The organism is Streptomyces sp. NPDC046915, assembly GCF_040644935.1.
Classification (GTDB): Bacteria; Actinomycetota; Actinomycetes; order Streptomycetales; family Streptomycetaceae; genus Streptomyces.
The window spans coordinates 145974-170647 of sequence record NZ_JBEYXB010000018.1 but is presented as its reverse complement, the minus strand read 5'-3'; the positions used below and the strand labels follow the sequence as shown (position 1 = coordinate 170647).

Below are 24674 nucleotides of genomic sequence, written 5' to 3'. Positions count from 1 at the left end.
CGGCGCGGCCGCTGCGCCGTACGCTATCTGCACGGCGCAGACGAAAGGGGCGGTCATGTCCGGGAACGGTGCGGGGGGCGGCCGGTCGCGGCTGCTGGCGGAGCTGTCCACGGTCTCCCGCCGGTACATGGCGTCGTACGCCCTGTTCAACCAGGCCGTCGCCGACCACCTCGGCCTGCACCCCACCGATCTCCAGTGCCTGAATCTGCTCACGCTGGAGGAGGCCCCGGTCACCACCGGCCGTATCGCGGAGCTGACGGGGCTGACCACGGGGTCGGCGACGCGGCTGGTGGACCGGCTGGAGAAGGCGGGGTACGTCGTCCGGGAGCGGGACGCGGTGGACCGGCGGCGGGTGCTGGTGGCCACCGTGCCGGAGAAGGTCGCCGAGTTCGGGCGGATGTGGGACCGCCTCAGCGGCACCTGGGAGACGCTCTTCGACGACCTGGACGACGCCGAACTCGCGCTGATCGTCCGGCACATGCGGCGGACGGTGGAGCTGAGCGGGGAGCAGATCGCCCGGCTTCGGGAGGGCCGGGTCTGATCCCCCCGGATGTGCACGCGGGGACCCGCCGGACCATGAGGAATACACGGACACTGGGACTCGTTGGAGGGTTATAGTTGAACGGTCAACAACTTGGAGGTTGAGCGACCATGCAGTTCGGGATCTTCAGCGTCGGCGATGTCACGCCGGACCCGACCACGGGGCGTACGCCGACCGAGCGCGAGCGCATCAAGGCCATGGTCGCCATCGCGCTGAAGGCGGAGGAGGTCGGCCTGGACGTCTTCGCGACCGGCGAGCACCACAACCCGCCGTTCGTGCCCTCGTCCCCGACCACGATGCTCGGCTACATAGCCGCGCGGACGGAGAAGCTCGTCCTCTCCACCTCCACGACCCTCATCACCACCAACGACCCGGTGAAGATCGCCGAGGACTTCGCGATGCTCCAGCACCTGGCCGACGGCCGGGTGGACCTGATGATGGGCCGCGGCAACACCGGCCCGGTCTACCCCTGGTTCGGCCAGGACATCCGCCAGGGCATCAACCTCGCCATCGAGAACTACGCCCTGGTGCACCGCCTGTGGCGCGAGGACGTGGTGAACTGGGAGGGCAAGTTCCGCAGCCCGCTCCAGGGCTTCACCTCCACCCCCCGTCCGCTGGACGGCGTCCCGCCCTTCGTCTGGCACGGCTCCATCCGCTCCCCGGAGATCGCCGAGCAGGCCGCGTACTACGGCGACGGCTTCTTCCACAACAACATCTTCTGGCCGGCCGACCACACCAAGCAGATGGTCGAGCTGTACCGCACCCGGTACGCCCACTACGGCCACGGCACGCCCGAGCAGGCGATCGTCGGCCTCGGCGGCCAGGTGTTCATGCGGAAGAACTCGCAGGACGCGGTGCGCGAGTTCCGGCCGTACTTCGACAACGCCCCCGTGTACGGACACGGGCCGTCGCTGGAGGACTTCACCGAGCAGACCCCGCTGACCGTCGGCTCGCCGCAGCAGGTGATCGAGAAGACCCTGTCCTTCCGCGAGTACGCCGGTGACTACCAGCGCCAGCTGTTCCTGATGGACCACGCCGGGCTGCCCCTGAAGACCGTGCTGGAGCAGCTCGACATGCTCGGCGAGGAGGTCGTGCCGGTGCTGCGCAAGGAGTTCGCCGTCGGCCGCCCGGCCGAGGTGCCCGAGGCGCCCACCCACCAGTCCCTGCTCGCCGCCGCTTCGGAAGAGGTGACCGCCGCATGAAGCTCGTAGTCGTCTCGGCGGGACTGAGCGTCCCGTCCTCCACCCGGCTGCTGGCCGACCGGCTGGCGAACGCCACCGCCGAGCGGACCTCGGCGGAGGTACGGGTGATCGAGCTGCGGGACCTCGCGGTGGAGATCGCGCACAACTTCACCAGCGGGTTTCCCGGGCGGGCGCTGGCGGACGCGCTGGACGCGGTGGCCTCGGCCGACGGTCTGATCGTCGTCAGCCCCGTGTTCACCGCCTCCTACAGCGGGCTGTTCAAGTCCTTCTTCGACGTGCTCGACAAGGACACGCTGGTGGGGAAGCCGGTGCTGATCGCGGCGACGGGCGGGACGGCGCGGCACTCGCTCGTCCTGGAGCACGCGCTGCGTCCGCTGTTCGCCTACCTGCGGGCCGTGGTCGTGCCGACCGCCGTGTACGCGGCCTCGGAGGACTGGGGTGCGGAAGGGCTGGCCGAGCGGATCGAACGGGCCGGCGGGGAGCTGGCCGCGCTGATGGCGGGGCTGTCGGGGGTCGGTCCGGCCGAGGCCGAGGACGACGGCGGCCTCGCGGTGGTGCCGTTCGAGGAGCAGCTGGCGGCGCTGCGGGGCTGACCCGAGGGGTCCGGATTGCTCAGCCCGTCCGGCGTTCGAGGACGAGGCCCATTCAGGGCCGAAGCGGGGGTCTGGGGGCGGCAGCCCCCAGGCGGTTGCCTCGCGGACGGTGAGAGCCAGGTAAAAAGGGTGATCGTACGCCCACTCGCCCCCGCCGAACCGCCGGAGGCCTTGGCAGACTGGTGGCGTGCCCCAGACTGTGCTGCTCGCCGAAGACGACCGTGCCATCCGTCATGCCCTGGAGCGTGCCCTGAGCCTGGAGGGCTACGAGGTCACGGCGGTCGCCGACGGCGTCGAAGCGCTCGCGCAGGCGCACCGGACCCCGCCGGACGTCCTCCTCCTGGACGTGATGATGCCGGGCATCGACGGCCTCCAGGTCTGCCGGGTGCTGCGCGCCGAGGGCGACCGTACGCCGATCCTGATGCTCACCGCGCTGGTGGAGACCGCCGACCGCATCGCGGGCCTGGACGCCGGCGCCGACGACTACGTGGTCAAGCCCTTCGACGTCGAGGAGGTCTTCGCCCGCCTGCGTGCCCTGCTCCGCCGTACCAGCCCGGTGACCGCGGGCGCCGCGGGCACCGTCGGCGGCAACGGCGGCGCCCCCGAGGTGAGCAAGTCCGACCCCCAGATCTCCGACCGGCAGATCGAGGCCGCCGGACTGCGCATGGACCTCCAGGCCCGCCGGGTCTGGCGGGGCAGGCGCGAGCTGGAGCTGACCCGGACCGAGTTCGAGCTGCTGGAACTGCTCGTCCGCAACGCGGGCATCGTCCTCGACCACTCCACCATCTACGACCGCATCTGGGGCTACGACTTCGGCCCCGGCTCCAAGAACCTCGCCGTCTACGTCGGCTACCTGCGCCGCAAGCTCGACGAGCCCGGCGCGCCGCAGCTCATCCACACCGTCCGGGGCGTCGGTTACGTGCTGCGGGAGGACTGAGTGGGCCGCCTCGGGCGGCTGCTGGCCCGGCGCCGGCCCAAGCTGGTGTCGCTGCGCACCACCTTCGCCGTGTCCTTCGCGGCCGTCACCGCGGCCGTCACGATCCTCGTCGGGATCCTGTCCTACGGTGCCGCCGCCCGCCTGGTCCGCGTCGACCAGCAGTCGGTGTTCACGCAGGTCGTGCAGGACGTGCAGGACGAGGTGCGGCAGCACGACATGGTGCCGGACGACTTCTCCTCGTCCCGGCCCGGTCACGACGTCGTGCGGCCGGCCCGCACCGACGTCCAGGTGCTCGGCGCCGAGGGCGAGATCGTCGACCACGGCAGCCCCGTACTGCCCGTCACCGCCCGCGACCGGAGCACCGCGGGCGCGGCGGCGGCCGGGAAGCTGGTGGAACACAAGGACGTCCGGGTCGGCGAGGACCTCTTCCGTATCGCGACCGTCGCGCTCGGCGACGGGCGGGGCGCGGTGCAGGTGGCGCAGGAGTTCAGCGACACCGAGGACCTGCTGCGGGCGCTCCAGCAGCGGACGCTGGCGCTGATGTCCGCGGTCGTGGTCGCCGCGGGCCTGTTCGGCTGGTGGCTGGCCCGCCGCATCACCCGCCGCCTGGTGATCCTCACCTCGGCCGCCGAGGACGTGGCCCGCACCCGGCAGCTGGGCATCGAGGTGCCCGTCGCCGGATACGACGAGGTGGGCCGTCTCGGCCGGGCCTTCGACCGCATGCTGGGCCGCCTCGCCCAGTCGGAGGAGGACCAGCGTCGCCTGGTCCAGGACGCGGGCCACGAACTGCGTACCCCGCTGACCTCCCTGCGTACGAACATCTCGCTCCTGCGCCGCATCGACGAGCTTCCGCCCGCCACCCGTGAGGATCTCGTCGCCGACCTCACCCAGGAGGCCCGCGAGCTGACCGACCTGGTCAACGAGCTCGTCGATCTGGCCGCCGGGCAGTCCGACAACGAGCCGCCGCAGCGGGTGGACCTGGCCGACATCGCCGAGGACGTGGTGGGTCTGGCCCGGCGTCGTACCGGCCGCGACATCGTCCTGCGGGCGTGCGGCGACACGACGACCGACGGCCGTTCCGGCATGCTCCAGCGCGCCATGTCGAACCTGGTCGAGAACGCCGCCAAGTTCGACCGCGACGGCAAGGCCCCCATCGAGGTCAGCCTCGCCGGTCCCGCCCGGTCCGGCATGGTCCGGGTCGAGGTCCTCGACCGCGGTCCCGGCGTCGCAGAGGGCGACCTCATCCGTATCTTCGACCGCTTCTACCGCGCCGCCGACGCCCGTTCCCTGCCCGGCTCCGGTCTCGGTCTGTCCATCGTGCGGGAGGTGGCCATGGCGCACGGCGGATCAGCGTTCGCCTTCCGGCGCGAGGGCGGCGGCTCGGTGATCGGGTTCACGGTGGGCGGCGGCGTCGCGGGCCGGGCGCACGGCGGGAGCTGAGGGGCGCCCGCGGTGGGCCGGTCGCGGGCCGGGCCGAGGACGCGCCGCCGCTCGTCCGGCTTCGACCGCTGCTTCCGGAGAGCGTTGTTTCCCGGACCCCTACGCCCAGCCGGGACGCTCGGGCAACCGCTCGGGGCGGCCGCCCCGGTCACGGGCAGGGCGCGGGTCACGGGCAGGGTGTGGACCTGCGGCGTCCCGGAAGAGCGGGCAGCCCCGGCAGGGCGGGTGCCGTGAGGAATCCTTCGGCCCGTGCGCTGGCCAGACCGATGCGCGGGATGTCGCCGCTCTTGGCGAAGAGCAGGAACCGCGGCTCCCACACCGGCCGGTACTTGGCGTTGGCGCGGTAGAGGGACTCGATCTGCCACCAGCGGGAGAAGAAGGTGAGGACCGACCGCCACAGCCGGAGCACCGGGCCGGCGCCGAGCCGGGAGCCGCGTTCGAACACCGAGCGGAACATGGCGAAGTTCAGGGACACCCGCCGTACGCCCAGCTCCTCCGCGCGCAGCAGCAGTTCCACCACCATGTACTCCATCAGGCCGTTCTCGCAGTCCCGGTCGCGGCGCATCAGGTCGAGGGAGAGGCCGTGCTCGCCCCACGGCACGAAGCTCAGCAGGGCGCGTGGTTCGCCCTGGGCGTCGCGGCATTCGAGCATCACGCAGCGGCCGTCGGCGGGGTCGCCGAGGCGGCCGAGGGCCATGGAGAAGCCGCGTTCGGTGGCGCCGTCGCGCCAGTGGTCGGCGCGGTCGACGAGCAGGGCCATCTCCGGGTCGGGGATGTCCTCGTGGCGGCGGACGCGGACGGTGTAGCCGGCGCGGCGGACACGGTTGTGGGCCTGGCGGACCACGCGCATCGCCCGGCCGTCGAGGGTGAAGTCGGCGAGGTCGACGATCGCCTCGTCGCCGAGTTCGAGGGCGTCCAGGCCGTGGCGGGAGTAGATCGTGCCGGCCTCCTCGCTCGCCCCCATGACGGCGGGCGTCCAGGCGTGTCTGCGGGCTTCGGTGAGCCAGGCGTCGATGGCGCCGGGCCAGGCCTCGGGGTCGCCGATGGGGTCGCCGGAGGCGAGGCTGACGCCGCCGATGACGCGGTAGCCGATGGCGGCCTTGCCGCTGGGGGAGAAGATGACGGCCTTGTCGCGGCGCAGGGCGAAGTAGCCGAGGGAGTCGCGATCGCCGTGCCGGTCGAGCAGGGAGCGCAGGCGCCGCTCGTCGTCCTCGCCGAGGAGGGCCTGGCCGCGCGGGGCGCGGAAGCAGGCGTAGAGGACGAGGAGGAAGGTCGCGGCGATCAGGATGTTGATGATCACGTCGACCCAGCGGGGGGCGTGCACGGTGTCGACCCGGTCGGCGAGCGGGCCGACGCTGATGCCGCGCAGCAGGGTGTACGCGATGCGGTCCTGGAGCGTGGCGCCGGGCACCTTGTTCGTCGCGCCCACGAGCAGGGTGCCGAGGGTGGCGCTGACCAGGATGCCGCCGGCGCCGACGGCCAGGGCGAGTCTGGGGTTGGAGCGGTCTCCGATGGCGTCGAACTCCCGGCGGCCGATCAGCAGGGCAGCCACGAACAGGGCGGTGACCAGGGCGGAGAGCCAGTTGAAGAGGTGCTCGCGGTAGGCGTCGCGGGTGAGCGCGAGGGCGTACAGGCCGAGGAGGGCGCCGGAGAGCAGCAGGTTGAAGGCCCAGGCGGCCCGCTTGCGGCGCCGCATCACGAGCGCGAGGAAGGAGGCCAGCGCCGCCGAGACCAGGCCGGCGGTGGCGAGGTACGGCGTGAAGTACTCGCCCGCGTTGTGCTCGTGGACCTCCTCACGGAAGGGGAGGGAGACGACCGCGGCGATGTTCAGCGCGGCGAGCAGTCGCAGGTACCAGACGGTGGCCGAGGCCGCCCGGGCCCGCAGCCGCGGGCCGGGGAACCCGGGCGTACGGCGTGCGGGGTGCTCGGCGGAGGGCCGCGGGGGGTGCGTGGTCGACTGCTGTGCGGGCAGTGGGGGCATGGTGACCGGTCACCTTGGGACGGGGCGGTATGGGGGACGGGGCGGTGTCGGGGGGACGGGTGGGCAGCCGGTCGCGCGGTCCGTCACGCGGCCGGGCCACCGCAGACCCTACATTTTGTAGGGTACTGCGGGTAGGGGTGCACCGTCTCGCACCCCCGGTATCGCGCCACGCGGACGGGGGCGCGCGGGGGCGTGTGCGACGAGCGGTGCGCCGCTCCGGGATCTTGCGACCCCGGGCCCGGCGGACCGGGCCGGACAGACCCTAGTCGCTCCGGTGCCCCGTGTGGCGCCGGGCAGTCGTCAGCAGCCAGGCCAGGTTGCCCACCGCGGCCCCGGCCGCCACCACGGCGACGATCACTCCGGCCGTGGTCAGCCCGTCGCTGAACAGGTGCGGCCGCCGGTCCAGGCTGTGCAGCCCGAACCCGCACAGCTCGTACACCCCTGCGGCGGCGATCGTCAGGCTCACCACGAGCACGACGACCGTCGGCGCCAGCGCCCGCGCGGCCGGCGGTACGCCCGGCCGTGGTGGGCACGCTTCCCGTGTGTCCCGCATGATCTCCCCCGTCGAACCGATGCCTGGGCACGGATACGTGTGAACCGCCGCCGTTGATCAACGCCTGCTGGTCCATCTCTACCCAGAGGTGGTTGGGAACCTACAATACGTAGGGTCCGGTTCACTCTAGGGTGGGCCACGTGCGGATATACATCAGTGCGGACATGGAGGGCGTCACCGGACTGGTCGACGCCGACGACGTCCAGCCGGGCGGGCGGGACTACGAGCGGGGCCGGGCCATGATGGCCGAGGACGTGAACGCCGCCGTCCGGGGCGCCGTGGCGGCCGGCGCGAGCACCGTACTCGTCAACGACGCCCATGGCCCCATGCGCAACCTCCTGCCCGAGGCCCTGCACCCGGCGGCCCGCCTGGTCCGCGGCAAGCCCAAGCAGATGGGCATGCTGGAGGGGCTCACCGAGGAGTACGACGCCGTCGTCTGCGTCGGCTACCACGCCCGGGCCGGCGCCCACGGCGTGCTGAGCCACAGCTTCATGGGCCATGAGATCGAGGACATGTGGCTGAACGGCCGCCCGGTCGGCGAGATCGGCCTGGCCCAGGCCACCGCGGCGGCGCTCGGTGTGCCCGTGGTCGCCCTCTCCGGCGACGACATGGCCTGCGCGGAGGCGACGGACTGGGACGGCGCCATCGTCACGGCCCCCGTGAAGTACGCCCACGACCGCTTCGCGGCCCGGCTGCGCCCCGCCGCCGAGGCCCGCCAGGAGATCGAGGACGCGGTCGCCCGCTCCCTCTCCGTCCGCCCCCGCGTCGTCGGGGCCGCCGCCGGGGACGCCACTCTCGCCGTCCGCTGGCAGTCCTCCTCCGTGGCCGCCACCCTGCTGGGCATCCCCGGCGTGACCGCCACCGACAGCCGTACCGTCGAGGCGAGCGGCCGGCTGCCCTCCCTCTACCGTCAGTTCGGCGTGTGGACGCGGGTGGCGGCCTCGCTGACCAATCAGCCGCCGTACTGCTGACGGGAGGCGTCAGCCGGGCGCCTTGAGAACGCGGTCCATGCTGGTCACGGTGCCGTTCGGCCGCATGATCGTGAAGCTCTTCGCGGTGTAGGAGGAGCCGTTCGCGCAGCTCACGATCGCTATGGCCGTCGTGCCCATCGTGTTCTTGGGGATGTTCGTGAAGGTGACCGAGTAGCTGTTCGTGTTCGCCAGGTCCGTTCTGTTGTCCACCCGGGTCTCCGAGCCAGCCGTCATCGACACCTTGACGGGTGAGGCCCCGCCGGCGCAGTCGTCGACCGATCCCGAGACCGTGACCACTGAGCTGTTCGGGTCGGCCGCCGCGGGGCCCGCCGTCGCGAGCGCGGTCACGCCGGTCAGGGGAAGGGCTGCCGCGACGGCGAGAATGGCGATGCGATTACGCATGGCTTCTCCTAGCTTGTCGACGTCCCTCCCAACGTCCGGCTTCCGCGCGAGTGGGACAAGGGAAAGAACTGCCCACCGGAAGCGGGGCAGAACTACCCCGGCACCCCGGCACCCGGCACCCGGCTCACTCCGCGTCGGCGACGACGGAACCGACCCGTTCGGCCAGGCTCGGGTCGCGGCGGACCAGGAGCGTGGCGTAGCCGAGAGCGGCGAGCAGGGTGGCGAGTGCCACGACGGGGAACCAGTTGTACGGCGCGGGCTGGCCGGGCTTGGCGAGGTAGTACAGCGGGACCAGGATGGCCAGGGTGCCGATCGCGGGCAGCACCAGGTGCCGTACCGTCCGGAACTCCTGCGGGCGGTAACGGCGGTAGTACAGCGGGAGGGCGATGTTGGACGCGAGGTAGACCAGCAGGATCAGGATGGCGCCCAGGCTCGAGGACTCGGCGAAGAAGACCACGGGGTTCATCGGCCCGCCGTCGGCCCCGAGCAGATGGCCCAGGCCCCAGCCGCCGATGATCAGCAGCGAGATGGCGGTGAAGGTGACGATCGCGTTGGTCGGCGTGCGGCGGGTGGGGTGCACATAGCCGAAGAAGGACGGCAGCAGTCCCTCGCGTCCGGCGTTGAACACCAGGCGGGCCTGGGAGTTGATGCCGGCGATCAGCACGCCGAGGGTGGAGGTCAGGCCTCCGAGGTAGGCGAGGAAGGCGAGCCCTCCGAGCGTGTCCTGGGCGACGGAGATGAAGGGGATGCGGGCGTCGCCGAGCCTGGCCATGTCGTAGTCGAAGCCCGTCACCGTGGCGTAGGAGAAGAGGACGTAGCTCACGGTCATGATCGCGACGGAGAAGAACACGGCGCGGCCGACGTTGCGCCGCGGGTTCTCCGTCTCCTCGGCCAGTGCCGCCGAGTTCTCCCAGCCGATGAACAGGTACACCGCCAGCGGGAAGCCCGCGGCCAGGCCCCTGAGGCCGTGACTGATGTGGCCGGGCAGGAACGGGTCGGCGGAGAGGTGGCCGCGGTGTTCGACGAGCGCCGCGATCGAGACCACGACCAGTACCAGCATCTCCACGCCGAAGAAGTAGCCGGCCCACTTGGTGGAGACCACCACTCCGCGCAGCATCAGCACCACCGACAGACCGGTCAGCAGCAGCGTCCAGATGATCCACGGCAGGTCGACGCCGGTGTAGTGGTACAGGGTGATCTGCACGAACCCGCCCGAGATCGCGATGACGGAGGCCATCGCGATGATGTAGCCGAGGCCGGCCAGCAGGGCCGTGGTCACCGCGCTGACCGGCCCGAAGGTCTTGCCGACGAAGGTGATGAAGCTGCCCGCGGAGGGGTGCGCCCGGGAGAACTCGGCGAGCGTGTTGCCCAGCAGCGCGACGGCGACGCCCGCGGTCACGATGGTCAGCGGTGACGCGATCCCCGCGGTGGTGGCGAGGAAGGCGAAGCCGAAGAAGAAGCTCATGGCCGGGCCGACGTTGGCCATCGTGGCGGCGGCGATGTCCGCCATGCCGAGGACGCCGCCGCGCAGGCGCTGGGGCGTGCCGTCGGCGGGGCCCGATGTCGACGACGGGCCGACGGCTCCGAGGTCAGGCATGGCGGCGGCTCCTTCTGCGGTGGGGCGGTGCGGTCACTGCGGCGTCAGTCTGGGTGGGCGTGCCGGTGGGCCTTGACGGCGCGTACGGCCGGGCCCAGGGCGCCGCGGCCGAGTTCGGTGAGCAGGTCGGCGTGGCAGCGGTTGCGCGCGCGTACCTCGTCGGGTGCGGGGGCGGGCAGCAGCAGGCACTGCCGGCCGAGCAGGTCGGCGGCGAACTCGCGGATCCCGGCGCCGCCGAGCGCTTCGGCGAGGTCGAGGTGGAAGCGGGTCTCCATCTCGACCAGCCGTTCCGGGTCGGTCACCATGTCCATCGCGTCGACCAGCGACCGCAGCCCGTCGAGGTGGGCGGCCGGGACCTCGCCGGCCCCGTGGGCGACCAGCCCGCACTCGAGCAGCAGATGGAAGCCGTCCAGCGCGGCCGCCTCCTCGGCGTCGTGCATCAGGGCGACGACCGTGTCCCAGTCCGGTGCGACGAAGGTCCCGCCCGCGCGGCCCCGCCGGCGGTCGAGCAGGCCGTCCTGGCACATTCCCTCCAGCGCGCGGCGCACGGTGATCTCACTGATCCCCAGTTCCTCGGCGAGGACGCCGACGTCCGGCAGCCGGTCTCCCGGGGAGACGGCCTTCAGACGCACCCGCAGGGCGATCCGTGACCGGACGAGTTCCGATCCCGTGGGCCCCCTGCCGGGCAGGACGCGGGTGTCCGCGCCGCCATAGGGTCCGAACTTGCCCGCTGCATTCACCACGGCGTCACCCTAACCGTCCTGCTGAGCGGGGATGCGTGAAAAATAGAGCACACTGAACACTTAAACAAGGCGAACAGCTCTTGTTTTTTTCGATCGTACTGAACTAATTTCCGGACGCATGCCCTCGTCCCCCCTTCCTCCCAGGATGTCGAGATGACCCCGCGTCCCCCGCTCCCCGACACGGAGCAGCCCAGCACGACCGCCGAGAGCACCCCGGCGGGCTCCGGCCTGCAAGCCGGACTGAAGAACCGCCATCTGTCGATGATCGCCATCGGCGGTGTCATCGGCGCCGGCCTGTTCGTCGGCTCCGGCTCCGGCATCGCCGCCGCGGGCCCCGGCATCCTCATCTCCTACGCCCTCGTCGGCGCCCTCGTCGTCCTCGTCATGCGGATGCTGGGCGAGATGGCCGCGGCCAACCCCACGTCCGGCTCGTTCTCCGCCTACGCCGACCGCGCGCTCGGCCGCTGGGCCGGATTCACCATCGGCTGGCTGTACTGGTTCTTCTGGGTCGTGGTGCTCGCGGTCGAGGCGACCGCCGGCGCGAAGATCCTGGCCGGCTGGGTCCCGGCGGTGCCGCAGTGGGGCTGGGCCCTGATCGTCATGCTCGTCCTCACCGCCAGCAACCTGGCCTCGGTCAGCTCCTACGGCGAGTTCGAGTTCTGGTTCGCCGGCATCAAGGTCGTCGCCATCGCCGCGTTCATCGTGCTGGGCGCCCTCGCGATCTTCGGCCTGCTGCCCGGCTCGGACCACGCGGCGTCCGGCTTCTCCAACCTCACCGCGCACGGCGGGTTCCTGCCGCACGGGCCGGGGGCCATCCTCACCGGCGTCCTGATGGTCGTCTTCTCCTTCATGGGCAGCGAGATCGTCACGCTGGCCGCCGGCGAGTCCGCGGACCCGCGTGGCGCGGTCACCAAGGCCACCAACAGCGTGATCTGGCGGATCGCGGTGTTCTACCTGGGCTCGATCCTCATCGTGGTGTCGCTGCTGCGCTGGGACGACCCGGCGATCCTCAAGGACGGCTCGTACGTCGCCGCCCTGAGCTCCATCGGCATCCCGCACGCCGGCGAGATCATGAACGCCATCGTGCTGACCTCCGTACTGTCCTGCCTCAACTCGGGCCTCTACACCGCCTCCCGCATGGCGTTCTCCCTCGGCGGCCGCAGCGACGCGCCGGCCTCCTTCGGCCGCACCACCGGCCGGGGCGTCCCCCGCACCGCCATCCTCGCCTCGGTGGTCTTCGGCTTCGTCGCCGTCGCCTTCAACTACCTGTGGCCGGACACGGTCTTCCAGTTCCTGCTGAACTCCTCCGGTGCGATCGCCCTCTTCGTCTGGCTGGTCATCTGCTTCTCCCAGCTGCGCATGCGCAAGATCATCGAGCGGGAGACGCCCGAGAAGCTGGTCGTCAGGATGTGGCTGTACCCCTACCTGACCTGGGCCACCATCGCCCTGATCGTCTTCGTCCTGGGCTACATGCTCACCGACACGGCCGACGGCGGCGGCCGCGACCAGGTGGTCCTGTCCACCCTGGTGGCCATCGCCGTGGTGGTCTTCGCACTGGTCCGCGAACGGCTCGGCCGGACGCGCGACGCGGTCCCCTCCGCGTAGGGACCAGGACCCGCCGGGCGGCGGTGCGGCTCTTTCGCCGCGCCGCCGCCGCGTCGTTCACCCGGCGGTGTACCGCGGTTTCAGTAGGGGGTCGTCCGGACGCAGTAGGCCGGATCGCCACCAGGGGCAGGACGCACACCGGCCCCCGCCGGGACAGTCTGGGCACCATGGAGACAGCCCCCTGACCCGGAGAGACGAGATGACGGTCAGCCTGGAGCGGTACGCGGTGCACCACCCGCGGGTCGCGGACGTGGTGCTGGCACTGACGCTGTGCGCCTGCACGGTCTTCGGAGCCCAGATCAGCACGCCCGACTCCGTGGCGCCGCAGGACGTGTGGCCCGCCAGGATCCTCGCCCTGGTCTCCTGCGCCGCGATCCTGAAGTCCCGCGCCCACCCGCGCGCCGTGCTCGTCGTCACCGCGGCCGCCGCCGCCGTCATGACCGGCCTGGACTACCTGCCCAGCCCCCTGCTGCTGGCACCCGTCATGACCGCGCTCCACCGGCTGGCCGCCCTCACCGACTCCAGGACCACCCGCCGCTACGGCTACACCACCATGGCCGTGCTGGTGATCACCTCCGTGTCCGCCGCCCCGCTCGGGGACCAGTTCCTGCTCCGGTCCGTCGGCACGGTCCTGTGGCTGCTGCTGCCCCTGTCCGCCGGCAGCATGGCCCGCCTCAGACGCGCCTACCTGGAGTCCGTACAGGCCCGCGCCGCCCACGCCGAGCGCACCCGCGAGGAGGAGGCACGCCTGCGCGTCACCGAGGAACGCATGCGCATCGCCCGCGAACTCCACGACGTCGTCGCCCACCACATGGCCGTCGCCAACGCACAGGCCGGCACCGCCGCCCATCTCGCGCCCACCCACCCCGAACAGGCACGGAAGATCCTCGCCGACCTGGCCGGCACGACCTCCTCCGCGCTGCTCGAACTCCGGGCCACGGTCGGCATCCTGCGGCAGGCCGACGACCCCGGCCCCGACTCCCTGGAACCGACCCCCGGACTCGACCGCCTGCCCGATCTGATCGCCGCCTGCCGGTCGGCCGGCCTCGACGTGAGAGTCACCACGGAGGGCGAACCCCAGCCGCTGCTGCCCGGCGTGGACCTGACGGCGTACCGGATCGTCCAGGAAGCCCTCACCAACGTCACCAGGCACGCCTCCGGCCACCCCGCCCGGATCCGGCTCGCCTACACGGACTCCCGCCTGATCGTCACGGTCACCAACGACGGGGACCGAGCCGCCCCCGCCGCACCCGGGAGCGGCGGGTTCGGCCTGATCGGCATGCGCGAACGCGCCCACTCCGTCGGCGGCGACCTGCGTGCCGGACCCCTCCCCGGCGGCGGCTTCGAAGTCACCACCGCACTGCCGCTCCACCCCCACGCCCTGCACGAAGACGAGGCACCTCTGTGACCATCCGTGTCCTGCTCGCCGACGACCAGGCCCTGCTGCGCGGCACGTTCCGGCTGCTGATCGACTCCTGCGACGACATGGAGGTGGTCGGCGAGGCCGGCAACGGCCAGGAGGCTGTCGAGCGCACCCGCGCCCACCACCCGGACGTGGTCCTCATGGACATCCGCATGCCCGGCACGGACGGCCTGGCCGCCACCGCCGCCATCTGCGACGACCCCGGGCTGACCGGCACCCGCGTCCTCGTCCTCACCATGTTCGAGACGGAGGAGTACGTCGCCCAGGCCCTGCGCGTCGGCGCCAGCGGCTTCCTCGGCAAGTACGTCACCACCGACGTACTGCTCGCCGGTGTCCGCACCGTCGCCTTCGGCGAGGCCCTCCTCTCGCCCGGCGCCACCCGAGCCCTCATCACCCGCTTCCTCACCGCGCCGACCGCACCCGGCAACCTCCTCGCCCCACCGGAACGCCTCGACGAGCTCACCCCCCGCGAACGCGAAGTGACCGCGCTGGCCGCCGAGGGCAGGTCCAACGACGAGATCGCCGCGGAACTGGTCCTCAGCGTGCTGACCGTCCGCACCCACATCCACCGCGCCATGACCAAGCTCGGCGCCCGCGACCGCGCCCAACTCGTCGTCATCGCCTACCAGACCGGCCTCGTACGCCCGACACCACGCGCCATGTGACGGACGGACGAAGGGGGCGCCCTCCTACCGGGGCAGTACGCGCGGGGCCGGCGACCTACCGCGGTTTCGGTAGGTGCTCCTGCCGTTTCAGCAGGCACAACTGTCACCGGTGGCATGACGACCGGGCGGCCCCTTCCGGGACAGCCTGGGCAGGACCCCGAGATCCGCTGATCCGATGTGGAGTTCCGCCTTGGCCACCTTCCTCTACCGGCTGGGCCGCCTGGCCCACCGACGACGCTGGTACGTCGCCCTGCTCTGGGCGGCCGTCCTGGCCTGTGTGGGGCTGAGCGCCCTCAAAGCACCGGGAACCTCCGACGAAGAGTTCTCCATGCCGGGGATCGAGTCCCAGAAGGCGTTCGACCTGATGCAGGAGCGGTTCCCCGGCGCCGTGGCCGACGGCGCCACCGCCCGGGTCGTCTTCGTCGCCCCCGACGGGCAGAAGGTCACCGCCACCGACAACAAGAAGGCCATCGAGCGGACGGTGGACGAACTCGGCGACGGCTCGCAGGTCGCCGGCGTCGCCGACCCGTTCACCTCGAAGGCGGTCAGCGGCGACGGCACGACCGCGTACGCGACCGTCACCTACAAGGTGAAGTCCGCCGAGGTCACCGACGCTGCCCGGACGGCGCTGGAGAAGGCCGCCGACCAGGCGCGCCGGGCGGGGCTGACCGTCGAGACCGGCGGGTCCGCGACGGACGGCGGCGGGGGACCGGGCGGAGTCGCCGAGCTGATCGGCATCTCGGTGGCCGCCGTGGTCCTGCTGGTCACCTTCGGCTCGCTGGCCGCCGCCGGGCTGCCGCTGCTGACCGCGATCCTCGGCGTGGGCATCACGATGTTCACGATCACACTGGTGGGCCATGCCCTCGGCCTGTCCACGAGCACCGGCACCCTGGCGATGATGCTGGGCCTCGCGGTCGGCATCGACTACGCCCTGTTCGTCGTCTCCCGCTACCGCGAGGAACGTGCCGGGGGACGTGACCCCCGGGAAGCGGTCGGGCTGGCCGTCGGAACGGCGGGCTCGGCGGTCGTCTTCGCCGGGCTCACCGTGGTCATCGCCCTGGCCGGACTCGCGGTCGTCGGCATCCCGACGCTGACCAAGATGGGCCTGGCCGCCGCCGGCGCGGTCGTCGTCGCCGTGCTCATCGCCCTGACCGTCGTCCCGGCCCTGCTCGGCTTCTGGCCGGACGCCGTGCTGCCGCGCTCGGCCCGCGGGCGCGGCCGGACCGGGAAGAGCGCGGGGGCCGCTGGGGTCGCACGGGCCGCGGGAGACAACCTCGGCACCCGCTGGGCCCGGTTCGTCCTCCGCCGCCCCCTGCCCGTACTGCTCCTCGGTGTCCTCGGCCTCGGTGCCCTGGCCGTCCCGATGACCGGCCTGCGACTGGGCATGCCGGGCGACGAGGCCAAACCCACCTCCACCACCGAGCGCCGCGCCTACGACGCCCTCGCGCAGGGCTTCGGCCCCGGCTTCAACGGCCCGCTCACCATCGTCGTGGACGCCGAGGGCGCACCGGACGCGAAGACGGCCGTCGCGACGGTCAGCGAGAAGATCGCCGGCACGACCGGCATCGTCTCGGTCTCCCAACCCCACTTCAACAAGGCGGGCGACACCGCCGTCTTCAGCGCCACGCCGTCGACCAGCCCCACCGACGAGAAGACCAAGACCCTCGTCAAGGCCATCCGCTCCGAACGCCCCGCGACCGAGTCCGCGGCCGGTGCGACCTTCGAGGTCACCGGCACCACGGCCCTGAACATCGACATAGCGGCCAAGGTCCAGGCGGCGCTGATCCCGTACCTGGTGACCATCGTCGGCCTGGCCGTCATCCTCCTCCTGGTCGTCTTCCGCTCCCTGCTCGTCCCGCTCAAGGCCGCCCTCGGCTTCCTCCTCTCCGTCCTGGCGGCCCTCGGCGCGGTCGTCGTGGTCTTCCAGGAAGGACACGGCGCGGGCCTGTTCGGCGTGGAGCAGACCGGGCCGATCATGAGCCTGATGCCGATCTTCCTGGTCGGCATCGTCTTCGGCCTCGCCATGGACTACGAGGTCTTCCTCGTCTCGCGCATGCGGGAGTCGTACGTCCACGGGGCGTCGGCGCGGGAAGCGGTGGTCTCCGGCTTCCGGCACAGCGCCCGTGTGGTGGTCGCCGCCGCCCTGATCATGATCGCCGTCTTCGCCGGCTTCATCGGCGAGAACGACTCCATGGTCAAGATGATCGGCTTCGGCCTGGCCACCGCCGTGCTCTTCGACGCCTTCATCGTCCGCATGGCCCTCGTACCCGCCGTCCTCGCCCTGCTCGGTGACCGCGCCTGGTGGCTGCCCCGCCCCCTGGACCGGCTCCTGCCCCGAGTCGACGTGGAGGGCGAGACCCTCAGCCACCGCCCGAGCCAGACCACGGATCCGGCTCCGGCCAAGGGGGAGGACACGATCGAGGCCCGCGTCTAGCGGCGGGCGGGCCGCACCGGCAGGGGTGCGGCCCGCCCCTGCCGGCCTCAGGCGCCGACGTAGCTCGCCAGGTGTTCGGCGGTGACGGTGGAGCGGGTGGCGATGAGGTCGGCGGGGGTGCCCTCGAAGACGATCCGGCCGCCGTCGTGGCCGGCGCCGGGGCCGAGGTCGATGATCCAGTCGGCGTGCGCCATGACCGCCTGGTGGTGCTCGATGACGATCACGGACTTGCCGGAGTCGACCAACCGGTCGAGCAGGCCGAGGAGTTGCTCGACGTCGGCGAGGTGGAGACCGGTGGTCGGCTCGTCGAGGACGTAGACGCCGCCCTTCTCCGCCATGTGCGTGGCCAGCTTCAGGCGCTGCCGCTCACCGCCGGACAGCGTGGTGAGCGGCTGGCCGAGGGTGAGGTAGCCGAGCCCGACGTCCGCGAGGCGTTCGAGGATCTTGTGCGCGGCCGGGGTGCGCGCCTCGCCCTCGGCGAAGAACTCCAGGGCCTCCGACACCGGCATCGCGAGCACCTCGGAGATGTCCCGGCCGCCGAGGCGGTACTCGAGGACCGAGGCGTCGAACCGCTTGCCCTCGCAGTTCTCGCAGGTGCTGGCGACCCCGGCCATCATCGCCAGGTCGGTGTAGATGACGCCGGCGCCGTTGCACGTGGGGCACGCGCCCTCGGAGTTGGCGCTGAACAGCGCGGGCTTGACGCCGTTGGCCTTGGCGAACGCCTTGCGGATCGGCTCCAGGAGACTGGTGTACGTCGCCGGGTTGCTGCGCCGCGAGCCCCGGATCGGGCTCTGGTCGACCGAGACGACCCCGAGGTCCTCGGGGACCGACCGGTGCACGAGCGAGCTCTTGCCGGACCCCGCCACACCGGTGATCACGGTGAGCACGCCGAGCGGGACGTCCACGTCGACGTCCCGGAGGTTGTTCGCCGAGGCGCCGCGGATCTCCAGGGCCCGGGTGGACCGGCGCACCTCGTCCTTGAGCGAGGCGCGGTCGTCGAGGTGGCGCCCGGTGACGGTGTCGCTGCCGCGCAGCTTGTCGACGGTGCCCTCGAAGCAGACGGTGCCGCCCGCCGTACCGGCGCCGGGGCCGAGGTCGACCACATGGTCGGCGATCTCGATGACCTCCGGCTTGTGCTCGACGACGAGCACCGTGTTGCCCTTGTCCCGCAGCCGCAGCAGCAGTTCGTTCATCCGCTGGATGTCGTGCGGGTGCAGGCCCGCGGTCGGCTCGTCGAAGACGTACGTGACGTCGGTCAGCGAGGAACCGAGGTGGCGGATCATCTTGACGCGCTGTGCCTCACCGCCCGACAGCGTGCCCGCGGGCCGGTCCAGCGAGAGATAGCCGAGGCCGATCTCCACGAACGAGTCGAGGCTGTGCTGGAGCGCGGTGAGCAGCGGCGCCACCGACGGCTCGTCGAGGCCGCGCACCCAGTCGGCGAGGTCCCTGATCTCCATCCGGCAGGCGTCCGCGATGGAGAGCTGCCCGATCTTCGAGGAGCGGGCGTGCTCGGCGAGCCGGGTGCCGTCGCAGTCGGGGCAGGTGGCGAAGGTGACCGCACGCTCCACGAACGCCCGGATGTGCGGCTGCATCGCCTCCTTGTCCTTGGACAGCATCGACTTCTGGATGCGCGGGATCAGACCCTCGTAGGTCATGTTGATGCCCGCGATCTTCATCCGGGTCGGCTCGCGGTGCAGGAGGTCGTGCAGTTCCTTCTTCGTGAACTCGCGGACCGGCTTGTCCGGGTCGAAGAAGCCCGACTCCGCGTACAGCCGGGTGTTCCAGCCGCCGCCGGTGTAGCCGGGGATGGTGAAGGCGCCCTCGTTGATCGACTTGCTGTCGTCGTAGAGCTGGGCCAGATCGAGGTCGGAGACCGAGCCGCGGCCCTCGCAGCGCGGGCACATGCCGCCGACCTTGTTGAAGGTGACCTTCTCCGCCTTCTTGGCGCCGCGCTCCACCTTGATCGCACCGGACGCCGAGACCGAGGGAACGTTGAAGGCGAACGCGCCGGGCGGCCCGACGTAGGGCTTGCCGAGCCGGCTGAACAGGATCCGCAGCATCGCGTTGGCGTCGGTGGCGGTGCCCACCGTGGAGCGCGGGTCGGCGCCCATCCGCTGCTGGTCGACGCTGATCGCGGTGGTCAGACCCTCCAGGACGTCGACCTCGGGCCGCGACAGGTTCGGCATGAAGCCCTGGACGAAGGCGCTGTACGTCTCGTTGATCAGCCGCTGCGACTCCGCGGCGATCGTGTCGAACACCAGCGAGCTCTTGCCCGAGCCGGAGACACCGGTGAACACCGTCAGCCGACGCTTCGGGATCTCGATGCTGACGTCCTTGAGGTTGTTCTCGCGTGCGCCGTGCACCCGGATCAGCTCGTGGTTGTCGGCGACGTGCGACGCGGGCGACTGGGTGTCCGTGTTCGTGGCCATGCACGCACCCTAGAGGCGGCTCGGGGGCCTGCGCTTCTCGATTCCTGCTCGAAATCACAGGCTGTGGATTGAGTGCGGTCCGCTGTGGATTTCCGTACCCACCCATGACGACCGATGTCCCGATGCAAGGATGAGGCGCCATGACAGCAGGGTGGGGTGCTCGCGCAGTACGCGCCGCGGTGTTCGCGGCCGTGTGCGTGCTGCTCGCCGCCCTGGGCCACGTCCTGATGTCCGGCTCTTCCGTCCCCGCGTGGGCGCTGACCGCCGGAGCGGCCGGGACCGGTGCCGCGAGCTGGTGTCTGGCAGGCAGGGAAAGGAGCCTGCCGCTGATCGTGGCGGCCGTGGTGGCCGTCCAGACGGTGCTGCACGAGGCGTTCTCCCTCACGCAGCCGGCGTCGGCAGGGCCCGACTCCATGGACATGGGCATGAACATGAACATGGGCTCGATGCCGATGACCTCCATCGACATGGGGCGCATGGGCACGAGCCGCATGTCCTCCATGGGGAACATGGGGCAGTCGATGGACGGCGGCGGCGGTTCGTCGTACGGCATGCTCGCCGCCCACCTGCTCGCCGCGCTCCTGACCGGCCTGTGGCTGGCGTACGGGGAGAAGGCCGCGTTCCGCATCCTGCGGGCCGTCGCCGGATGGCTGGCGGCGCCGCTGCGGCTGCTGCTCGCGCTGCCCGTCCCGCCGTGCCGCCCGCTCGCCAGGCCCCGGCGCCCCCGCTCGGACCGGGCGCCGGGCCTTCTCCTCCTCGTCCACGCGATCACCTCCCGGGGCCCACCGGTGGGGACGGCTGTCATCTGACGACAGCTGGTTTCCCGGGGCTGCCCGTGCGCGCCCCGGGCCTCGGCCGTACGCCCGCGCAAGCGCCGTAGCGCCTCCGCGTCGCAGCGCCTCCGCGCCGTAGGGCCGTCTCCCCGCTCACCGGACCGGTCCGCGCCCTCGCGCGCCCCGGTCCGGATCACGGATCCGCGAAGGACACCAGGTGATCACCACTGCCCTGAACGACGACTCGACAACCGCCTGGGCGCTCGCCGCCCGAGGCGGCGACCCGGACGCGGTCGAGCACTTCGTACGCGCCCTCCACCGCGACGTCCAGCGTTACGTCGCCCACCTGTGCGGCGACCCCCAGGCCGTCGACGACCTCGCCCAGGACACGTTCCTGCGCGCGCTCGGCAGCCTCCACCGCTTCGAGGGCCGCTCCTCGGCGCGCGCCTGGCTGCTGTCCATCGCCCGCCGCGCGGTCATGGACAGCTACCGGTACGCCGCCGCCCGCCCCCGCCTGTCCCACGTACCGGACTGGCAGCTGGCCGTCGAGCTGGCCCAGCCGCTGGATCTGCCCGGCTTCGACGACCGCATCGCCCTGCTGGACCTGCTCGCCGCCCTGCCCGACGAGCGCCGCGAGGCCTTCGTCCTCACCCAACTGCTCGGCCTGCCCTACGCGGAGGCGGCCGAGGTCAGCGACTGCCCGGTCGGCACGGTCCGCTCCCGCGTGGCCCGCGCCCGGACGACGCTGATGGCCCTGCTGGACGAGGCGGACCAGCCCGCCGCACCGGCGGTGGTGGCCTGAGCCGACGCGATCCCGTCGGACCGTGGGAGGCGGCGTCTGCCTCAGGACCAGGCGATCTCGCCGTGGCGGGAGACGAAGCGTCCGGTGCCGGCGCCGGGTTCCTCGGTGGCGAGGGCGACGATCGCGTCCGTGCCCTCGGTGACGGTCTGGGGGCCGCTGTGACCGTTGAGGTCGGTCGCGGTGTAGCCGGGGTCGGCGGCGTTGACGCGGATGCCCTTGAGCCCCTTGGCGTACTGCGTGGTCAGCATCGTCAGCGCCGCCTTCGAGGAGGTGTACAGCGGCGCGACGACGTGCGACTCGGGCCGGGCGGGGTCGTGGGTGAGGGCGAGGGAGCCCATGCCGCTGCTGACGTTGATGATCACGGGGTCGTCCGAGCGGCGCAGCAGCGGCAGGAACGCGGTGGTGGTGCGGACGACGCCGACGACGTTGACGTCGAGGACGGCGCGGGCGTCGGCCGAGGTGAGGTCGCCGGGATCGCCGACGGGGCCGTGGACACCGACGTTGTTGATCAGGACGTCGATCCTGCCCTCGTGTTCGGCGACGTTCGCGGCCGCGGCGGCCACGGACGCGTCGTCGGTCACGTCGATGGGGACGTAGCGGGCGCCCAGCGCGGCGGCGGCCTCCTCGCCCCGCTCGCGGTCGCGGGCTCCGACGAGCACGGTGTGGCCGCACTCGATCAGGCGGCGGGCGGTCTCGTGGCCGAGCCCCTTGTTGGCTCCGGTGATGAAGGTGATCGTCATGCCTTCGATCGTGCTCCTGGCGAAGGAGGCGGATCAGGGACGCTCCGACGGTAGGAAGCCCAGTACCACCTTCGCGCCCGCCCGCACGACCGGGACCGCAGGAGGATGGGACTCATACCGCAGGAAGATGGGGACTCATGCCGACGACACCCGGAACCGGACTGGGCGCGATGATCCGAACATGGCGGGACCGGCTGCCCCCGTCGGCCGCCGGGCTGCCGGTGCCCCGGGGGCGCCGGGCGGCCGGGCTGCGACGCGAGGAACTGGCCGACCTGGCCGGGGTGTCGGTCGACTACATCGTGCGCCTGGAGCAGGGGCGGGCCACGACACCCTCGGCGTCGGTGGTGGCGTCACTGGCGCGCGCCCTGCAACTGTCCACCGCCGAGCGGGACCACCTCTACCGGCTGGCCCGGCTCGTACCGCCGGCGGGCGGCGCGATCTGTGACCATCTTCCGCCCGGCATGCAGCGGGTGCTCGCCCGCCTCGGGGACGTGGCGGTCGCCGTGTTCGCGGCGGACTGGCAACTGGTGTGGTGGAACCGTGGGTGGGCCGCCCTGCTGGGTGACCCCTCCGCCTCGCCGCCGCGGCTGCGCAACTTCGCCCGCGACAGGTTCCCGGTGGACGCCGGCCCCGCCCGCCTCGCGCTGTGGCCGGTGACCGAGGCGGACCGCGACGCCACCGACGCCGCCGTCGTCTCCGACCTGCGCCGCGCCACCGGCCGCTTCCCCCAGGACAGCCGCCTGGCCACGCTGATCCGCGAACTGAACGCGGGCAACGGGAGGTTCGCCGAACTGTGGGCGACCGGGGAGGTGGCCGCGCACCGCGAGGACCACAAGACGGTCGACCACCCGTCGGTGGGCCCGGTCACGGTGGACTGCGACGTCCTGACCGACGGGGACTCCGAGCTCAAGATCGTCATCATGACCGCCGCGCCCGGCAGCGAGGACGAGACCAAGCTCCGCCTCACCGCCGTCGCCGGCCCGCCGGCCGTCACTCCCAACTGATGCCCGAGGTCACGGCTTTCGGGCCACCGCGCAGAACTCGTCGATGTCGCGGGTGCGGCCCGTGTCCGCGGGGTCCGGACGCCAGCGCGTGAGGGGGACGATGCCGGGTTCGAGCAGTTCCAGCCCCTGCACGTAGCCGCGGATGTGGTCGGGGGTGCGCATGACCATGGGGTTGGGACTGTTGTCGTTCCACTCCTTGGCGGCGTCGTCGGTACGACCGCCCCCCACGGAGGTGGTGGTGTGCGTGAGCGCGAGGTGGCTGCCCGGGGCCATGGCGTCGCGCAGGCGGCCCATGATGGCGTCCACTTCGTCGTCGCCGGGGATGAACAGCAGGACACCCAAGAGGGTGATGGCGACCGGCTGCGTGAAGTCGAGCGTGCGGGCGGCCTCTTCGAGGATCCGCCCGGGATCGCGCATGTTGGCCTCGATGTAGTCGGTCTTGCCTTCGGGGGTGCCCCGGAGCAGCGCTCCGGCGTGGCGCAGGACGATGGGGTCGTTGTCGACGTAGACGACCCGCGCTTCGGGCGCGAGACGCTGCGCCACCTCGTGGGTGTTGTCGGCGGTGGGCAGGCCGGTGCCGATGTCGAGGAACTGGCGGATGCCGCAGTCGACGGTGAAGTACCGGATGACCCGCTGGAGGAAGGCACGCTGGAAGCGGGCCATGTCCGCGATCTCGGGATAGATCTTCAGGATCGCTTCCCCCGCCTCGCGATCGGCCTCGTAGTTGTCCTTGCCGCCGAGCCAGTAGTTCCAAGTGCGGGCGGGGTGAGCGGTGGTGGAGGCGAAACCGGCTAAGCGCTCTTCAGACATGGCAGGCGTCCCGAGGTAGGCGTTCTTCGCATCGGATGCCGGGGAGGATACGGCCGCCACGGTTTCAGGGGGGAGCGAACCGGCCAGCCGGACAGTGGCGGCTCGTCAGAAGATCTCGCGGACTTCCCGGACCGCGTAGACCACGAGGACGTAGCCGGCGACGGGGTCGGCCCACCACCAGCCGAGGGCGGTGTTCAGTACGAGACCGAGGAGGACGGCGACGGCCAGCAGTCCGTCGATCAGCGTCACCCGCCCCTCGGTGCGCAGCACCGGGTTGTCGAGCGCCGCGCCGGTGCGGGACTTGCCCGCGGCGAGAGCGAACATCACGGCGGCGGTGACCGCGGTCCAGACGATGCCCAGCGGCGAGTGCCCGGGATGGTGTCCGCCGGCCAGGACCACCGTGGACTGCACGAACAGGTACGCTGCCAGTCCCGCGAACGCGAAGCCGATCAGCCGCAGGGCCCGGCGCTGCCGCGCCTCACCGGTGCCGGACAGTTCCCACACGACGACGGTCGACGCGCCGATCTCGATAAGGGAGTCCAGACCGAACCCGGTCAGCGCGACCGACCGGGCACGCAGCGCGGCGACGGCGAGGACGACGATGCCGACCACGTTCCACCCGAGCGTGAAGTACTCCAGGGCGAAGCCCCGGCGGAGCAGGGCGGTGCGGGTCCTGTCGTCCGAGACGCTCACCGGCCGAGTCTCCCACTTCGTGCGCGGTACGGCAGAGGGCGATGACAGAGCCGCGGCCGGGTTGCGCTGCCCAGAGCACCTCACACGACGAGGGCGGGGTCCGGAACCCCGCCCGCTGCCCTACGAAACCCGGCTCACGGCCACACCAAGCAGTACGGCTGATGCCCCGCCTCATGCAGCCGGTGCGAGAAGTCCTGCCACTCGTGGAGCGAATGGGAGGGGTGGGGCGCTGACGTGGGGCTTCTCGGTGAAATATGCGTTGACCTGGGAAAACTCATCTCCGTAGTTCTCACGGGTCAACGCCATTTCCTGGGCTCATGTGCCCTGGATGTGCCC

The 24674-nt window shown here is 71.8% G+C and carries 22 protein-coding genes; 13 read left to right on the top strand and 9 right to left on the bottom strand.

Translation table 11 applies throughout. From position 1 onward, the window contains the following. Positions 1–55 precede the first annotated feature (55 nt). The 5 genes from ABZ915_RS36625 (at position 56) to ABZ915_RS36605 (ending at position 4713) form a co-directional block, all read left to right on the top strand. A complete protein-coding gene (locus ABZ915_RS36625) occupies positions 56–541 on the top strand; it encodes a MarR family winged helix-turn-helix transcriptional regulator (protein WP_361812441.1) in 486 nt (161 codons plus the stop codon). A 110-nt stretch (positions 542–651) separates the two neighbouring features. After that, entirely contained in the window at positions 652–1743 is a 1092-nt protein-coding gene (locus ABZ915_RS36620; protein WP_361812439.1) for an LLM class flavin-dependent oxidoreductase, read from the top strand. Continuing rightward, positions 1740–2336, top strand: coding sequence for an FMN reductase (locus tag ABZ915_RS36615; RefSeq protein WP_361812438.1), 597 nt, complete (start codon positions 1740–1742; stop codon positions 2334–2336). The genes ABZ915_RS36620 and ABZ915_RS36615 overlap by 4 nt, the downstream gene beginning before the upstream one ends. Positions 2337–2523: 187 nt before the next feature. Next, positions 2524–3273, top strand: coding sequence for a response regulator transcription factor (locus tag ABZ915_RS36610; protein ID WP_361812436.1), 750 nt, complete (start codon positions 2524–2526; stop codon positions 3271–3273). Beyond that, positions 3274–4713, top strand: coding sequence for a HAMP domain-containing sensor histidine kinase (locus ABZ915_RS36605; protein ID WP_361812434.1), 1440 nt, complete (start codon positions 3274–3276; stop codon positions 4711–4713). Positions 4714–4879: 166 nt separating this feature from the next. On the opposite strand, the gene ABZ915_RS36600 is transcribed toward ABZ915_RS36605, so the two are convergent. Both ABZ915_RS36600 and ABZ915_RS36595 read right to left on the bottom strand, forming a co-directional pair. Next, entirely contained in the window at positions 4880–6694 is a 1815-nt protein-coding gene (locus tag ABZ915_RS36600) for a phosphatidylglycerol lysyltransferase domain-containing protein (protein ID WP_361812432.1), read from the bottom strand. A gap of 262 nt (positions 6695–6956) precedes the next feature. After that, complete coding sequence (locus tag ABZ915_RS36595) at positions 6957–7247, bottom strand: hypothetical protein (RefSeq protein WP_361812431.1); 291 nt, start codon at positions 7245–7247, stop codon at positions 6957–6959. A 140-nt stretch (positions 7248–7387) separates the two neighbouring features. On the opposite strand from ABZ915_RS36595, the gene ABZ915_RS36590 reads away from it, so the two are divergent. Then, entirely contained in the window at positions 7388–8218 is an 831-nt protein-coding gene (locus ABZ915_RS36590) for a M55 family metallopeptidase (protein ID WP_361812429.1), read from the top strand. Positions 8219–8227: 9 nt separating this feature from the next. Here ABZ915_RS36590 and ABZ915_RS36585 read toward each other — a convergent pair whose 3' ends face one another. The 3 genes from ABZ915_RS36585 to ABZ915_RS36575 form a co-directional block, all read right to left on the bottom strand. Further along, positions 8228–8620 (bottom strand): hypothetical protein, encoded by a 393-nt coding sequence (locus tag ABZ915_RS36585; protein ID WP_361812427.1) that lies wholly within the window; start codon positions 8618–8620, stop codon positions 8228–8230. Positions 8621–8744: 124 nt separating this feature from the next. Then, a complete protein-coding gene (locus ABZ915_RS36580) occupies positions 8745–10217 on the bottom strand; it encodes an APC family permease (protein ID WP_361812425.1) in 1473 nt (490 codons plus the stop codon). A 44-nt stretch (positions 10218–10261) separates the two neighbouring features. Then, positions 10262–10906, bottom strand: coding sequence for a GntR family transcriptional regulator (locus ABZ915_RS36575; RefSeq protein ID WP_361812522.1), 645 nt, complete (start codon positions 10904–10906; stop codon positions 10262–10264). 207 nt (positions 10907–11113) lie between these two features. Here ABZ915_RS36575 and ABZ915_RS36570 point away from each other — a divergent pair, with 207 nt between their 5' ends. The 4 genes from ABZ915_RS36570 (at position 11114) to ABZ915_RS36555 (ending at position 17087) form a co-directional block, all read left to right on the top strand. Then, positions 11114–12565 carry an amino acid permease gene (locus ABZ915_RS36570; RefSeq protein ID WP_361812423.1) on the top strand — a complete coding sequence of 484 codons (1452 nt, stop codon included), beginning with the start codon at positions 11114–11116 and terminating at the stop codon, positions 12563–12565. A gap of 199 nt (positions 12566–12764) precedes the next feature. Further along, on the top strand, positions 12765–13973 hold the full coding sequence (locus ABZ915_RS36565; protein WP_361812421.1) for a sensor histidine kinase: 1209 nt from the start codon (positions 12765–12767) through the stop codon (positions 13971–13973). Beyond that, positions 13970–14653 carry a response regulator transcription factor gene (locus tag ABZ915_RS36560; RefSeq protein WP_361812419.1) on the top strand — a complete coding sequence of 228 codons (684 nt, stop codon included), beginning with the start codon at positions 13970–13972 and terminating at the stop codon, positions 14651–14653. The genes ABZ915_RS36565 and ABZ915_RS36560 overlap by 4 nt, the downstream gene beginning before the upstream one ends. A gap of 190 nt (positions 14654–14843) precedes the next feature. Beyond that, entirely contained in the window at positions 14844–17087 is a 2244-nt protein-coding gene (locus ABZ915_RS36555; RefSeq protein WP_361812418.1) for an MMPL family transporter, read from the top strand. Between the two features lie 47 nt (positions 17088–17134). Here ABZ915_RS36555 and ABZ915_RS36550 read toward each other — a convergent pair whose 3' ends face one another. Then, the gene (locus ABZ915_RS36550; RefSeq protein WP_361812416.1) at positions 17135–19516 is read right to left on the bottom strand and encodes an excinuclease ABC subunit UvrA; all 2382 of its coding nucleotides are present in this window, start codon (positions 19514–19516) and stop codon (positions 17135–17137) included. A gap of 140 nt (positions 19517–19656) precedes the next feature. On the opposite strand from ABZ915_RS36550, the gene ABZ915_RS36545 reads away from it, so the two are divergent. Both ABZ915_RS36545 and ABZ915_RS36540 read left to right on the top strand, forming a co-directional pair. Further along, positions 19657–20325: a hypothetical protein gene (locus ABZ915_RS36545; RefSeq protein WP_361812414.1), complete on the top strand. Its 669-nt coding sequence runs from the start codon at positions 19657–19659 to the stop codon at positions 20323–20325. Between the two features lie 181 nt (positions 20326–20506). After that, entirely contained in the window at positions 20507–21091 is a 585-nt protein-coding gene (locus tag ABZ915_RS36540; protein WP_361812412.1) for a sigma-70 family RNA polymerase sigma factor, read from the top strand. A 41-nt stretch (positions 21092–21132) separates the two neighbouring features. Here ABZ915_RS36540 and ABZ915_RS36535 read toward each other — a convergent pair whose 3' ends face one another. Beyond that, on the bottom strand, positions 21133–21831 hold the full coding sequence (locus ABZ915_RS36535; protein ID WP_361812411.1) for an SDR family NAD(P)-dependent oxidoreductase: 699 nt from the start codon (positions 21829–21831) through the stop codon (positions 21133–21135). Positions 21832–21968: 137 nt separating this feature from the next. Here ABZ915_RS36535 and ABZ915_RS36530 point away from each other — a divergent pair, with 137 nt between their 5' ends. Then, positions 21969–22835 (top strand): helix-turn-helix transcriptional regulator, encoded by an 867-nt coding sequence (locus tag ABZ915_RS36530; RefSeq protein ID WP_361812409.1) that lies wholly within the window; start codon positions 21969–21971, stop codon positions 22833–22835. 9 nt (positions 22836–22844) lie between these two features. Here the strand turns inward: ABZ915_RS36530 and ABZ915_RS36525 are convergent, their stop codons facing one another. Both ABZ915_RS36525 and ABZ915_RS36520 read right to left on the bottom strand, forming a co-directional pair. Further along, a complete protein-coding gene (locus tag ABZ915_RS36525; RefSeq protein WP_361812408.1) occupies positions 22845–23645 on the bottom strand; it encodes an SAM-dependent methyltransferase in 801 nt (266 codons plus the stop codon). A 105-nt stretch (positions 23646–23750) separates the two neighbouring features. Next, positions 23751–24338 carry a cation transporter gene (locus ABZ915_RS36520; RefSeq protein WP_361812406.1) on the bottom strand — a complete coding sequence of 196 codons (588 nt, stop codon included), beginning with the start codon at positions 24336–24338 and terminating at the stop codon, positions 23751–23753. Positions 24339–24674 lie beyond the last annotated feature (336 nt).